Annotated in this window: 17 protein-coding genes; 9 read left to right on the top strand and 8 right to left on the bottom strand. The window is 40.0% G+C overall.

The window, feature by feature from the left end; translation table 11 throughout:
- Window positions 1-176: 176 nt before the first annotated feature.
- Genes R8G33_11380 through R8G33_11370 form a run of 3 tightly spaced genes read right to left on the bottom strand, consistent with a single transcriptional unit; the run spans window position 177 to window position 2,264 of the window.
- A complete protein-coding gene (locus tag R8G33_11380) occupies window positions 177-635 on the bottom strand; it encodes a GNAT family N-acetyltransferase (GenBank protein MDW3096266.1) in 459 nt (152 codons plus the stop codon).
- Window positions 628-1,230, bottom strand: coding sequence for a 2OG-Fe(II) oxygenase (locus R8G33_11375; GenBank protein MDW3096265.1), 603 nt, complete (start codon window positions 1,228-1,230; stop codon window positions 628-630). The genes R8G33_11380 and R8G33_11375 overlap by 8 nt, the downstream gene beginning before the upstream one ends.
- Window positions 1,231-1,232: 2 nt before the next feature.
- Window positions 1,233-2,264 carry a hypothetical protein gene (locus tag R8G33_11370; GenBank protein MDW3096264.1) on the bottom strand — a complete coding sequence of 344 codons (1,032 nt, stop codon included), beginning with the start codon at window positions 2,262-2,264 and terminating at the stop codon, window positions 1,233-1,235.
- 106 nt (window positions 2,265-2,370) lie between these two features.
- Between R8G33_11370 and R8G33_11365 the strand changes: the two genes are divergently transcribed.
- Together R8G33_11365 and R8G33_11360 are read left to right on the top strand one after the other, a co-directional pair.
- Window positions 2,371-2,985 (top strand): hypothetical protein, encoded by a 615-nt coding sequence (locus R8G33_11365; protein ID MDW3096263.1) that lies wholly within the window; start codon window positions 2,371-2,373, stop codon window positions 2,983-2,985.
- Entirely contained in the window at window positions 2,975-3,838 is an 864-nt protein-coding gene (locus tag R8G33_11360) for a hypothetical protein (protein MDW3096262.1), read from the top strand. Before R8G33_11365 ends, R8G33_11360 begins: the two co-directional genes overlap by 11 nt.
- Before the next feature lie 65 nt (window positions 3,839-3,903).
- Here R8G33_11360 and R8G33_11355 read toward each other — a convergent pair whose 3' ends face one another.
- Both R8G33_11355 and R8G33_11350 read right to left on the bottom strand, forming a co-directional pair.
- Window positions 3,904-4,170, bottom strand: a complete 267-nt coding sequence (locus R8G33_11355) for a hypothetical protein (GenBank protein ID MDW3096261.1) — start codon at window positions 4,168-4,170, stop codon at window positions 3,904-3,906.
- Window positions 4,171-4,194: 24 nt separating this feature from the next.
- The gene (locus R8G33_11350) at window positions 4,195-4,602 is read right to left on the bottom strand and encodes a phosphate-starvation-inducible PsiE family protein (GenBank protein ID MDW3096260.1); all 408 of its coding nucleotides are present in this window, start codon (window positions 4,600-4,602) and stop codon (window positions 4,195-4,197) included.
- Window positions 4,603-4,951: 349 nt separating this feature from the next.
- Between R8G33_11350 and R8G33_11345 the strand changes: the two genes are divergently transcribed.
- Together R8G33_11345 and R8G33_11340 are read left to right on the top strand one after the other, a co-directional pair.
- Entirely contained in the window at window positions 4,952-5,155 is a 204-nt protein-coding gene (locus R8G33_11345) for a cold-shock protein (protein MDW3096259.1), read from the top strand.
- A 115-nt stretch (window positions 5,156-5,270) separates the two neighbouring features.
- On the top strand, window positions 5,271-5,540 hold the full coding sequence (locus R8G33_11340) for an RNA-binding protein (protein MDW3096258.1): 270 nt from the start codon (window positions 5,271-5,273) through the stop codon (window positions 5,538-5,540).
- A 126-nt stretch (window positions 5,541-5,666) separates the two neighbouring features.
- Here the strand turns inward: R8G33_11340 and R8G33_11335 are convergent, their stop codons facing one another.
- Both R8G33_11335 and R8G33_11330 read right to left on the bottom strand, forming a co-directional pair.
- Entirely contained in the window at window positions 5,667-5,861 is a 195-nt protein-coding gene (locus tag R8G33_11335) for a hypothetical protein (GenBank protein MDW3096257.1), read from the bottom strand.
- 33 nt (window positions 5,862-5,894) lie between these two features.
- Window positions 5,895-7,019, bottom strand: coding sequence for an anthranilate phosphoribosyltransferase (locus tag R8G33_11330; protein MDW3096256.1), 1,125 nt, complete (start codon window positions 7,017-7,019; stop codon window positions 5,895-5,897).
- Between the two features lie 200 nt (window positions 7,020-7,219).
- Between R8G33_11330 and R8G33_11325 the strand changes: the two genes are divergently transcribed.
- The 5 genes from R8G33_11325 to cysG are packed head-to-tail and all read left to right on the top strand — an operon-like array spanning window position 7,220 to window position 12,493.
- Window positions 7,220-7,645, top strand: a complete 426-nt coding sequence (locus R8G33_11325) for a tetratricopeptide repeat protein (GenBank protein ID MDW3096255.1) — start codon at window positions 7,220-7,222, stop codon at window positions 7,643-7,645.
- A gap of 58 nt (window positions 7,646-7,703) precedes the next feature.
- Window positions 7,704-8,750 carry a MoxR family ATPase gene (locus R8G33_11320; GenBank protein MDW3096254.1) on the top strand — a complete coding sequence of 349 codons (1,047 nt, stop codon included), beginning with the start codon at window positions 7,704-7,706 and terminating at the stop codon, window positions 8,748-8,750.
- Window positions 8,751-8,763: 13 nt separating this feature from the next.
- Entirely contained in the window at window positions 8,764-9,993 is a 1,230-nt protein-coding gene (locus R8G33_11315; protein ID MDW3096253.1) for a VWA-like domain-containing protein, read from the top strand.
- Complete coding sequence (locus R8G33_11310) at window positions 9,993-11,093, top strand: hypothetical protein (GenBank protein MDW3096252.1); 1,101 nt, start codon at window positions 9,993-9,995, stop codon at window positions 11,091-11,093. The genes R8G33_11315 and R8G33_11310 overlap by 1 nt, the downstream gene beginning before the upstream one ends.
- On the top strand, window positions 11,090-12,493 hold the full coding sequence (gene cysG, locus R8G33_11305) for a siroheme synthase CysG (GenBank protein MDW3096251.1): 1,404 nt from the start codon (window positions 11,090-11,092) through the stop codon (window positions 12,491-12,493). Before R8G33_11310 ends, cysG begins: the two co-directional genes overlap by 4 nt.
- A gap of 3 nt (window positions 12,494-12,496) precedes the next feature.
- Here cysG and R8G33_11300 read toward each other — a convergent pair whose 3' ends face one another.
- Window positions 12,497-13,168 carry a VPLPA-CTERM sorting domain-containing protein gene (locus R8G33_11300; GenBank protein MDW3096250.1) on the bottom strand — a complete coding sequence of 224 codons (672 nt, stop codon included), beginning with the start codon at window positions 13,166-13,168 and terminating at the stop codon, window positions 12,497-12,499.
- Between the last annotated feature and the right edge of the window lie 410 nt (window positions 13,169-13,578).

Below are 13,578 nucleotides of genomic sequence, written 5' to 3'. Positions count from 1 at the left end.
TGGTAATTCCTCAGATTTACAATGGCTTTAACTGCATTATTTAAATTTCGCACTATTTTCAAAACAATATCAACATGATAGCAAGCACCTAATACCAGTACGACTTTAAATATAGACCAGTATGAATGAGAATGTATCTCTAATAAGTGAATTTAGATGTATTTATAAGTAAGTCTTTAAGCTTTTAGTAAGGTTTCCATCTTAAAGTGAGGGATCGAGATTTCAGCTTCTACCTCACCCACAACTTTAAAGCCTTGCTGTTTATAAAATTCTAGTACATTTGAACGTGCATTCAACCAACACTTAATCGCGTGGTTTTCGTTAGCATATTCCAATAAATTCTTAATAATGGCACTACCAATACCCAAACGCTGAAATTCTTTGCTTACCGCCATATAACGAATTCGCATGCTATTAATTTCCGCCGGCTGAATGCTCCCAATGCCAACTAGTTCATCTTGATTAATGATCACCATACAATGAAAAGATTTCTCATCAAGCGGATCCTGTTCACTGCCAAAAGGAAGATCCAATGGCCTGCGTAACTGCTCCCAACGGAATTGGTAGTAACGCTTAAAGTCGTCGTTAGACTTGGGAGAAGTCAGTGTAAATGCTAGTTTATTCAAATCAGGCAAACACTACCCAAGTGGTGGCAATATATTTGACCCCTCCCTCTAATGTGACTCCTCGATGTTCATGCGTCCAAAATGGAGGGAATAATAAAAGTTTGCCAGCTTCTGGAGTGATTTTGATATCTTGAAATAAAAATTCAGTCTCGCCGCCAGGACCTTCCACATCATTCAAATACCAAATTGCCACTAACTGACGGTGACTAAAGTCATGACTGCCACCGTCAATATGCCAATGATAAAACTCTCCAGAATCTGTACGCTGAAGGCCATAACCCATATCTTTAAATGACCCATTAAAAAAAGGGTACTGTGCACGGAACTCTCTGATGGCAATTCCTAAAGACTTAAATAAAGCACGGTCTATATCATGCCAATGTTGCTTACCACTCACAACTAGATCAGTTGAACGTTTAATACTGTTATCTTGATCTGCCATTTGACCAATGCATCCTTGATATTGATCTTGCGGGTTAGCTTCAAAGCGTTGAATCGCATCTTCACAAAACTCAGCTGCTAAAGCGTTTTTCTTTTCAAAAATAAAGCTATTCTGTTTTGCTTCTTGAATAGTGACCAACTTAGACTTCCTTGATTCACTCATTTTTATAATTGATTTGTTGTTATGTAATTTTCTATCTCAACTTCTAATGCATTATTATCATGCATAGCAAGTAATTGCTGACAGATTTTAGCCCAATGTGTTGCACTAGTGGACAACCAATTCTGCAGTCTTATCAAGTTACTATCTTCACACCATTGTTGATATGCAGATAAAAATGATGGACACAACTGTTTACGTATAGGATTCATATTAGCCGCATAAAAATGGATTGATGCCTCATTATTCTCGCTAATTAAAGTTGGCAAGGTAGATATTGAATCCGCATAAAAGTCTTTTACTGCACGTAAAATTAACTCTAGGCGCGCATGTGAAACACTTGCTAAAAGCTGTTTCCATTGCTCACCTAGTATTTGAGCAGTTTTAATTTCACCTTGTTCATGCAATATGATTGAATGCGACTCCACCTCAGTCATCTGATCTAGCGCTGCATCTAAATCATTTTTAAAATCGTAAAATGAAAATGCGCGACTAGCTGCATTGTCTATTTTATGCCATTGCCACTCTTGTAGTTTCTCCCATAGCATGCGCCTAATCGATTCCTTCCGTATGAAAATTTTATTCTCTAATGTCATTGCGGGCGGTGCACCTAAATCACGCGCACATTCTTCAGAAGATATTACCACCTGATAATCATCATATGATGTGGTTTGATCCAACCTTCCTAAAAAGAAATGCGGTACACAGCGCACACCTATACCACCGCTATACACCATGCCACGAGACTTCAATGACGAGTTAATTCCATCAGTATCAAAGGGATCAAACTTCTTGTCATCAATCTCAATTTGTTTGAATGGCTTCTTTTCTAGACCATTCCATAATAATTCTCGTTGTGTCACCCATTCGCCAACTTCTTCTTTAGATAACAAATCAGTACACGAGTAACCCATATCCCAACGACAATACTCTCGCATTTTCATCAAATAAACACACATAGTAAATTTACCAGCATGATTGGCATCTGTAATATTGCAGTTATGCTGAACGACCTCACAAAGTGACTCTGTAATCATTGATTACCTCTGTATAATAGCTATATAAATCAATAAACAAGATATTACCTCAGCGCTTAACAGAATTCACAATTGCATAACCGTAAAAAACTTATAGGGATAGTAAATGGCAAGACTTAAAGCCAAATGGAATCAAAAAAATCGAGAGCGAACTCCAGAGCAAATCGCCTCAGCTATCGCTTTCAACACCTGGTTACTGGCTGCTGAAGCTTGTCTAAATCATGAAAATGAAGGCTTTGAAACCAATACACAGTCTCAAAGACTAGATGTCATTAGTGAATATTTAGCGTTTAGTCTGCATCTAGTGGATCGTATGACCTTTGGCGAGCTAGAGGAAGACGAACGTGTACGCTTTATTAATGCACTGGGTGTTAGCTTAGCAACCTTAATTCAATCCAATCGAATTGATGCAAATGGCCCCGGCGAATATCGCAAGCAATTCGTTTCATTACTCAATGAAAGAATGGATGAATATTCTGATTGCAGTTATGACAAAAACACTGGGCCAGGGTTTAATTTAAAAAGAACATTAGGCAATCACGTCATGGCAGTGATGGGTGAAAAAGATAACAAATGGATTCCAGATTACGTAATTGATGTTGAAGCACCAAAAATCATTAAGGGCATTGACCGCGTCATGAACGGAATGGGCGAATCATTAGAAGATGCTAACTATGACATGCCCCCCATACCCCAAGGAGGCACTTGGGGTGAAGGGTAGGATATTATTCATTTTCTTACTCTTTACTGCTACTAATTATTGTATTGCCGATACCTCTACAAAAAAACAATTAGAAGATAATCACTGCGCTTATGGCTCACACAAAGAGTTATATGCATTCTTCACAGATAATTATTATGCGGTCATTGCACAAGGGAAACGCATACATCCTAGCGGCATGATTAAAGATTTTGCTGATGCCTTATTTTTACTTTCTCCAGACATGACTTATTTTCACATTGTCACTTTATCTGGTATCAAATATGATTATTTCAAAGCATGTATATTTAACTCTTCCAGAGAAATAGATTTTCATTTTGCCTCACCAATTCCAAACTTGCTTGAACGAAAAAACCGCGAACACTTTGTCTTTCTTGTCAAAAACATTCCTAAGGGCACTGCTTGTCCCACTGAAAATAATTCCTGCATGCCGTGGCCAAAGTGGTCTCCTCTATTACAACAAACACTCTTGCTTAGTGCTTACACCTATTCCAATGATACTCAAAATGCTACATATGATGAGGAAGTCGAGATCACACTAGACAATAAAACTATACGCCCATCACGCGGCAAACTTACCGAGCATGCACGCGTTAAATATGCACTGAGATTACGCAATGAATTAAAAGAATCCGGAAAGGACATTAAAGCAGTTAAGGATGCCTATATCCAGATACACGATGAAGTGGACCACAAGTTGCCGTTGTTATTTATTTCGGTCTCAGAAGATAGAAGCTGGAATATCATTCAAGTGAATCGAATGACTGGTCTCGCTGAAACAATTATTCAAGGTAGTGAATTAGAATTATATCCCATGAAAAATAGTGCCTATAAGAAATTACTTGGCAATTAAATCACTATTTTATGTACTTCTATTTAGATTCAGCAACATACGCACCCGAGCCTTCGCATCTTAATCTACCACAATGGATGCTTAATCATCACGGACTCACCATCATCAATATCTAGCGCATCAAATACATCTCTTTGATGAAATCCAAATGACTCCAGTAATTGTTCCAGCAACATTCTGGTCAGTGGTTCAGAGGTTTGCATCAATTCAGATTTTTGATGTTTATCTGTCTTGTGCTGACCAATAATATGAGCAGCATAATGCGAGCCTTGCTTGGTGATAGTTACAAATACATCCATATTGTCATTGGGCATGCTTAAGAAATCGTTCACGCTATATCCTTATAACACCAGAAATTAATCGACTCTATCCGGGTAAGGGAATGCAGCGTGTCCATATCGAAGCACCAAGGTGGATAAGGTTAGTATCAATATTGCTATACCCAACCAAATTACATCAATTGATTCAAGTTCCTTTAGATCTAAAATAACATAACGAGCAATTGCCACAATCGCTATATAAATAGGATAACGCACAGGTAATTTGCCGCTGGTTAAGTATAGCGACACCATCGCCATCACTTCTAAGTAGATAAACAGTAAAAGTATATCGTAAAGTTCAACGTGCCCTCGTTCAATTACCAATAATACTTCCTGGATAATGGCTAATATCACACCCATAGTAATGAGAGATAGGCCAATCCATTCAACCCACCGAATAATCAACATAATGGGGTGTTTATTACTTAATTTTGCTTTTGTCACTAGTTTCTCCTAGAAACTCATGTCGGATCCTGAATTTAGCCATCTTGCACTGCTATGAATTCGTTCTAATGGCATGAATAATTTAGCTCAAATTACCAGAAAGCTAGAATTACCATGAAATCCACTTTCTAAGTACTTAAATAACAGAAATAGTCAAACTCTGCACCATTGAATGACTGCTAAACGGTCACCTATAGTTGTAGCAAAAGTGTACGACTTGGCTTATAGTGAGAGCTGCTACAGATTTTGTAATTGGCAATTATGGTTGTTCCCTCCGTGTTACCCCTTGAGTTTCCTGTTTCATATCCTGTAAGCAACATTTTTTTAATTATTTAAGGTAAACATTTTTATGGCTACAGGTACAATTAAGTGGTTCAACGAATCCAAAGGTTTTGGTTTCATTTCTCAAGACAACGGTGGAGCTGACGTGTTTGTTCATTACAGTGCTATTCAAGGCACAGGCTTCAAAACTTTAAAAGAAGGTCAGCAAGTGACTTTTGAGGTGGAAAACGGACCTAAGGGGCCTCAAGCAACTAGCGTTGCATCTGCTTAGGAAAAACCTCATCGGCCAGGTGTTAAACTAGGTCGATACGCAGAGAGCCCCGCCAAGTACGGGGCTCTTTATTTTCCGGCTTTAACAGCCTCCATACACTCATGTTGGAGCAATCATGAAAAAATTATTTATTGGCAATTTACCCGCCAGTACTAAGACTGAAGAACTTGAAGCCTTGTTTTCTGAATTTGGTAGAGTGCGCTCATCTAAGCTTGTCACAGATGTATTTTCTGGGCAGTGTAAAGGATTTGGCTTTATCGAAATGGAAGGGCATGAGGCCCGTGCTGCCATTGCCGGCTTAAATGGCAAAGATTTTAACGGCAAACCTTTGAAGGTTAACTTTGAAGCGCCTAAGAATGCTCGTCGTGGTGGCGGCCGTTATTAGTCGATTCTTCTTGTAGATTTATTGGTACTTAATAATCATCTTGGAATAACCGCTTTGAATTTTGAAGCGGTTATTCTATCTAACTAGTCTATCACGGCATTTTCACGCAGTATTTTTCGTGGGATTTTACTTGGCCCAATTAGCCATATTGTCAGTAGACTTTTCTTGGCCATCTTCATAGCCTGCAGTATACGCTTCGGTTACACGTTGCTCTTCACGCTCAGGATGTCCCAAGTAGCCCCCTTGCCAACCAAGAACGTATTCTGGGTCTACACCTTTTTGTTCCATTTGAGTGATTGCATCACGATATGCTTGATCCATAGTAAAACCTCCTATTTAAAAATTAACTAAAATTTAACTGGTTTGAAAACAACTCATCGCTTTGCCAGCCGCGATGACATCAGAAACCATTTCGGCCCCTTGCTTAAGTGATTCTGCTTTGCCTAAATGCTGAAGCATTATAGCAGCTGAGTATGTGAGACAATCCTTTGCAGGACCTCCTTTCCCGTCTAGCGCTTCAAGTCCTGCCTGCGCACTAACTTTAGATAAGGCGCCTACATCTACTATATCTTCGCCATTTACATCTGTCTGTGTAATGTGTTCAGGAATTGGTACACAACGTTTAGACTGCTCAATACCAAGATCGGACGGTACTAAATCTACTTCTATCAATTCACCCTGCAAACCATGGTATTGAAAATATTTTGCCGGCTTGTTCAATGCAGGTGTCACTCCACCTTCAACTCCGCGCACTAATACTGCAGATTCGTACCCGGCTAATTTTGCTAACCTCTCATACACAGGTGGGTATGGCTTATGTACATAGCCTGTCATTAAATGGGTAGATTTTTTACCGCTAATGGGTTTTGCTAGTACTTCCACCGTGGTTAAGACTGGACGTTTAATTATTCTTTTTCTTAACGGCACTAAGTCATGCAACGGTTTACAGAAACTGGCTTGGTCAATGTAACTCCAACCAATATCTTTATTATTAATTCTATCTACTGCTTGGCTTGGCGTCAGGTCAACATTAATACCTGCTTCTCGCAAAACTTTTCGATGAGTCACACCAAATTTTGGCCCTACTTCTTCTAAACCATGACTCAGAGCAGGCAGACCGCAAGCCGATAGTAAAGCCGGTAAAAACGCCATCACAGGCGCACCGCGCATATATCCGTCATAAGGCTCAGCGATATCAACCACAGCATCCACATCAGCAATGACGCGCTCTGTCTGGTCAAGAATTGCCTGCAAGCTACCGCCATTCTCATCATCAGTTTCACGCTTCATTCTCAGCGCAATTAGATAGACTCCAGCTTGAATAGGGTCAGCGACATCACGCAATATATAATTCATGACTGCTCGTGATTCCTCGAAAGACAGATCCTTACTGTACTCTGGGCCCGTAGCAACTCGACCGATAGCGCCACGCATAAATGCGTCTATTTCTTGCTGCGACTCTGCTAATACTGCTGCCATTTGATTTCACGATTATTGTAAAGGGCAGGCAGCATACAAAATGTCCATAAGCATCAAAATATCTCTATGGAGGGGCGAATAACCCATTGAAATAAATACATATATTTCACATTGCCTAGTCACTCATCAGGGGTATTCGGTGTCACCAAGGTTTGTTTTAAACTTATGCTCTGAATTTAATCCTTATTAAGAGTCATTCAATGGAAGAAGCAGAAGAAATTGATTTCGCTAGTGGCATACAGTCATTTGAGTCCAAACATTTTTCACGTGCAATGCAGCTATTGTCTCCATTAGCTGAAAAAGGCTATGCAGACGCACAGCATCGTGTTGCCATCATGTGTCAGAACGGCTTGGGAGTTGTCGAAAGCCCGGAGTCAGCATTTAAGTGGATGAGTGCCGCTGCCGAACAAGGCCATGCACTTGCTCAACATGGTCTAGGCTTTATGTATATGGAAGGCGACTGTGTAGAACAAAATGGTCCACTGGCAGTGGAATGGTTTACTAAAGCCGCAGAACAAGGTCTTGCTGGCTCACAAACCACTTTAGCCATGATGTATGAACAAGGCACATTAATTGAGAAGGACGAAGAAAAAGCCTCAGAGTGGTACAAAAAAGCAGGGTTCTAATCCCAGCCAAACATTCATAACTACTCTTTTAAATTTCCGATACAAACAAAAATTCCTCATGAGACCCGCACATTTATTTACTGTTCTAGATAAAGAATTTCATGGCGCTACTCAAGGCCAACACACTCCAGTGATGTTGTGGGGACCACCGGGAGTGGGTAAATCTCAAATCGTAGCGCAAGTTGCTGAGCGCAATTCGGTACCAATGATTGATATACGTCTTTCACAAATGGAACCAAGTGATTTGCGCGGCATTCCATTTAGAGTTGACTCTAGCGTCGAATGGGCAATTCCCTCTATGCTGCCTAATAAAGAACGCCATGGCAGCCAGGGAATTTTGTTTCTAGATGAAATTACCTCGGCGGCCCCGAGTGTTTCTGCTGCCGCGTATCAGTTAATTTTAGACCGTAAATTAGGACACTATGATGTCCCTAATGGATGGGCAATTCTCGCTGCAGGCAATCGTCAAGGTGATCGCGGAGTAACTTATACTATGCCAGCACCACTTGCGAATCGTTTTTCTCATTATGAAGTAGATGTGAATTTAGATGACTGGGTTGCCTGGGCATACGCTAATAATATTGATGACCGTATTATTGCTTTCCTACGTTTTCGGCCGGACTTAATTTTTGAATTTGATGCTGCGCAAAACCCTATGGCATTTCCATCACCACGATCTTGGGAATTCACACACCGTGCACTACAAAAATTTATTGGCCAAGGCACAGTGTTATTAGAAACGTTGCAAGCATGTGTTGGTCCTGCCGCAGGTGTTGAATTGAATGCCTTCATTGCCAACTTAGACTCAATGCCTAATATAGAAGACATTGTGAATGGCAAAGAAGTACCAGTGCCTTCGGAAATAGATCTCCAATACGCTGTCGCTTCTGCACTTGTAGGCCAAGCTATTCGTGTTAATAGCTCAGACAATGCCGAAACATTACAAGGTAATATTCTTACTTATGCACATAAGTTCCCACAAAGAGAATTGGGTGTAATGATGATTTCAGATATGCACCGTGCTATCGGCGAAAAGATTTTCTCACTGCCTGAATTTGCTTCTTGGGCAGATTCAGTTGCTGACTTAATGCTTTACGAAAACTAACAAAGTATTTGCTTTGGACGAAAACTCTGTTGAAACAAAACTCGCTGCTGCACGCACTCGCCTAATCTTAGATAAACCATTTCTAGGCGCATTAGTATTAAGAATGCCGTTAGAAATGGGTGATCCTTCCTGGTGTATAAGTGCCACTACAGATGCTAAAAAAATATACTTCAATTACGAATACATAAATCAATTACATGGTTCCGAAACTCAATTCGTATTGGCTAAGCAAGCGCTGCATTGCGCACTGTCTCATTTTGCGCGACGTGGTCACCGAATAAAACATCGTTGGGATTTAGCATGTGAATACACTGTTAACCCTCTACTGATTGAAGAAGGTTTTACCCCGCCACCAGGCACTCTCATAGAAGATAGCTTTGCCGGTATGACAGCAGAAGAAATATACCGTTGTTTAGAAGATAAAGAAGATGGTGAAGCTGATAGCTCAGAAAATGAAGACGAAGGCAACGAACAATCAGAAGACCCAACAGACAACAACGAAGATCCTTCTGAATCTCAAGAGCAACAAACAAATGGAGAAAGTGAGTCTGATAGCAACAATAATTCTAATGATAATGGCAGCCCTCAACCCGCCACAATGTCGCAGCAAGAGTTAGAGAACTTATCAGTGCAATGGCAACAACGTTTAGCCGGCGCAGCCCTACAAGCACAGCAAGCTGGAAAACTAAGTAAATCTATGGCGCGCATGGTTGAATTCATGTTGCAGCCAAAACTACCATGGCGAGCATTGTTAGCAAGGCACATGACTGCAACCGCAAGAGATGATTACAATTATTCACGCCCATCATCGCGCCGTGGCGACCCTTCCATATTCCCTAGCCTACGCAGTTCACAAGTAAATATGGTAGTTGCTATCGATGTCAGTGGCTCAATTGGAGACGAAGAAATGAATGAATTTCTTTGTGAAATAGATGCCATTAAAGGTCAGCTACGTGCACGCATTAGTCTACTTGCTTGTGATGCGGAACTTGCGCCCGGCTCTCCTTGGATCTTTGAATCATGGGATCAATTTTCACTACCAAAAACATTCATGGGTGGCGGAGGTACTGACTTTCGTCCTGTATTCGATTGGGTGGAAAAACAAGATCAAGCACCTGAGCTGTTAGTTTACTTTAGTGACTGTGTCGGAAGGTTCCCAGACTACCAACCAAACTATTCTGTCATTTGGTTAGTCAAAGGCAACCAGTCAGTACCTTTTGGTCAACGCATCCAGCTCAACTAATGGACTTGTCTCACGAAGACAAACTGCGTCTTAATGTTTTACTAGCGCAATCTCTGCAAGCCATTCGCATTGACGAATCACGCATGGAACTTTATGCACTTTCCGATAAAGGTGAGGCCAAAATTACTTTGCATGCTAACTGCAAAGATGAAAAATATTTAAAAATCGTGCGCCAATGGTTGTCTACAAATGTACTTGGCTCTCCTGGTGGGTATCCAGTTTTTTTACGCCGCTGGACACGCATGGGGCAAGCACGCAATGATAGTCTAGAAAAACTACTCTTATTAGGTGAACCGGAAGCAGTTGTTGCTGTCGTCCATGCCAACGGCCTTACAAATGAGATTGCTAGGCGCGCATGGTGGTGCGAACCCAACTCAGACAATGCTCGCTGCTTACTGGAATCTAAGGAAGTCGCACAAGGCGCCATGGGGAAAGAATTAGCTACCTTCTTAGTTGAATTTTTACCTTTTGAAGAATCATCCAGAGCATTAATGAAATCTGTACGCTTGATACTGCAACCAAACTTAATTGATGAAAAAACAAAATTGGATATTTGGAAACGTGGTAAACGCCGTAACACATTTTATGTAGGCTTTATAAAACAGTGCCCAGAATCATTGCCGATAGAAACAACAGCACACTCATTAGAAAAGTATTTTAATACTGCAGATTCCTCAAATGTATACATACAGAAACTCGCGTCATTGTTAAGCGCTCAAGGTCAAGCCACCTTAGAAGCAATAATCACAGTGCTCAAAAAACCAAACGATCAAGATGTTGCAGTGGAGATATTTAACACAATTGGAGAATATTTTTGTCTAGACAGTCAACAAAAATTTCGTTGGCGTGATATTAATGAGCTTGAAGTATATGCTGAGAAAATATTCAACAACTCCTCTGATGTGCTAAATAGCATTTTAAATCTACATGCAGATGCCAAAGCGCATCTATATGCAGTAATATACTTGTCTATGGTAAGCGAATCATTACTAGATCCTGTATTTGGTGTTACAGATGCAATTGGTTCTGTAATGCGCAAACGTATAGTTCACCTGACTGATCCGATATTATATCAACTCAATATACTTAAAGAATCATGAGCCTCCTTCCCCTATTCATAGACATTAAAGACAAACCTTGCCTAGTTGTCGGTGGCGGAAAGATTGCTGCACGCAAATTAAAAATGCTATGTAAAGCTAAAGCACATACAACTGTCATCGCAACTGCCGTCTGTGATGAAATAAAAATATTATGCAAAACTCACTCTCTTTGTCTGCATATACGTAATTTCTCAGACGACGACATTCAAAACCAGTGCTTAATTATTGCCGCCACTAATGAAGCAACGCTAAATAAACACATTAGCAATTTAGCGAAACAAAAAAATATTCTTGTTAATGTTGCTGACAATTTTAAACACGGTGATGTTGTGTTGCCATCTGTCATTGATCGTGACCCAATTCAAATTGCAGTCACTACCGGTGGCGCCTCCCCGGTATTGGCACGCTTACTTCGTAGAAATCTAGAACGCTGCACTCCTTCTGCTTATGGCTCATTAGCATCTTTGTTGGAAAAATATCGACAAAAAATTGCAGAGACTATTCAAGATGAAGATTCACGACGGCGTTTTTGGGAAGAAGTACTGCAAGGTCCTATTGCTGAAATGGTGCTGGCTGGAAAACTTTCAGCAGCGGAAGAATCACTGCAACGTAAAATAGAGAATAAAGACTTCAGCAGCGAAGGCAAAGGTGAAGTTTATCTTGTTGGCGCTGGCCCAGGAGACCCTGATCTTCTAACATTTAGGGCCTTACGCTTAATGCAACAAGCAGATGTCGTGGTTTATGATCGTTTAGTTTCAGATCAAATCATGGATTTAGTCAGAAAAGATGCTGATAAAATATATGCTGGCAAACAACGTTCCAACCATGCCATTCAACAAGAATCAATTAATAATTTATTGGTACGGCTAGCCAAGGAAGGCAAGCGTGTACTTCGACTAAAAGGTGGCGACCCTTTCATTTTTGGGCGTGGTGGTGAGGAAATAGAAACACTCATGGAAGAAGGAGTTCATTTTCAAGTAGTTCCGGGTATTACTGCTGCTGCTGGCTGCGCTTCATATTCAGGAATACCACTGACACACCGTGATCACGCACAAGCATGCACATTTGTAACAGGACATTTAAGAGACGGAACAGTCAACCTCAATTGGGAAATGCTTGCTCATTCTAAGCAAACAATCGTATTTTACATGGGTCTTCATGGACTCAATATTATTTGCGAGCAATTAGTCAAGCATGGTTTACCCACAGAGACCCCTGCAGCACTAATCACTAAGGGTACTACACCAGATCAGCGTGTATTAATTGGAGATTTAACTAGCTTGCCTAACTTGGTAGATGAGCAGCATGTACAAGGACCAACGTTAATTATTGTTGGATCAGTCGTTTCTCTGCACACCAAACTTCATTGGTATTTGACCGAAAAAGAAATTAAAGCGTAACAACTATGCGCCAGTACGTTTGCGAGAAAAAGATACAAGCCCAATTAATCCTGCAGACAATAGATAGAACGCCGCAGGCAACGGTACAGGTGCAGGAATTTCTTTACCTTTATCAGCAAAAAACTCTACTCCAGACTTACACCAACCATGATCTCCAGCACTGTTACCATTTGCGTACTTGGGACATAATTGCGCAAAAGTTTTATGTGGATTCCGTAATGTTTTTAGATTATCTCGGTTTGCAAATAATTCATCTATGTCGTCAGAGTATTCTGCAGGATCATAAAATAGCGCCCATCCCCATTCTCTTACTTTTCTCTTATTCACGATAGTTCTTTCGTAGTCAGCACCGCGAGACAAATCAACAAAAATATTCATGCCCTGCAAAAAGTCTGGTGCATTTTCTTTAAAGCTACCAATCACATAGTTTTTAACATTACCAAAGCCACGTTTAATAAATCCATCAATGATGCTGACAAATTTTAGTTCACCCGTAATGTTAGATAATGTCCCATCATTTTCATTGAAGTCACCGAAAATTGACCCTCTTGAATCTAGATCAATACAGTTATGCACCTGCATACCGGGGCCAAACAAATTAGCCTTGTACTCAATCACTGATGAAAAAGCGTTATTCCCAACAAGAAGACAGAATACAATTAATATACGAGTCATATTTTTTAATGACATGTTATCGAGTTTCAGAAACATATTGTAACTCACTGTAATATATTAATTTATTTAATTACTTAACCAAGTTTTATAGACACAACTTACTGTGAAGTTAATCACATTAACCTATTACCATGATTTAATGGCAATTATTTACCGATAGAAGGAAGCTAGAAGAACTAGCCTTTATTATATCTAGTGCTACTCAATACTATCGAGCTGTGTATTATCCAGAACAATATGTAACTTATATGAATTAACAATTACTTAATTGTCATGTTAGCTATAAGATGCGTAATCAACTTGTCTTAATTATTTGATACTTCTGTAATAATTAACTGAATAATTCGCATGCAAATTTTTATGAATTTATTATGACAGCAATTAAATATTATGTGGTGAAATTTAGCATG

The sequence above is a fragment of the Gammaproteobacteria bacterium genome (genome assembly GCA_033344735.1).
In the GTDB taxonomy this organism is placed as follows: Bacteria; Pseudomonadota; Gammaproteobacteria; order UBA4575; family UBA4575; genus UBA1858.
Note: the sequence above shows the minus strand (reverse complement) of the source record. Positions and strands in the feature narration are given on the sequence as shown.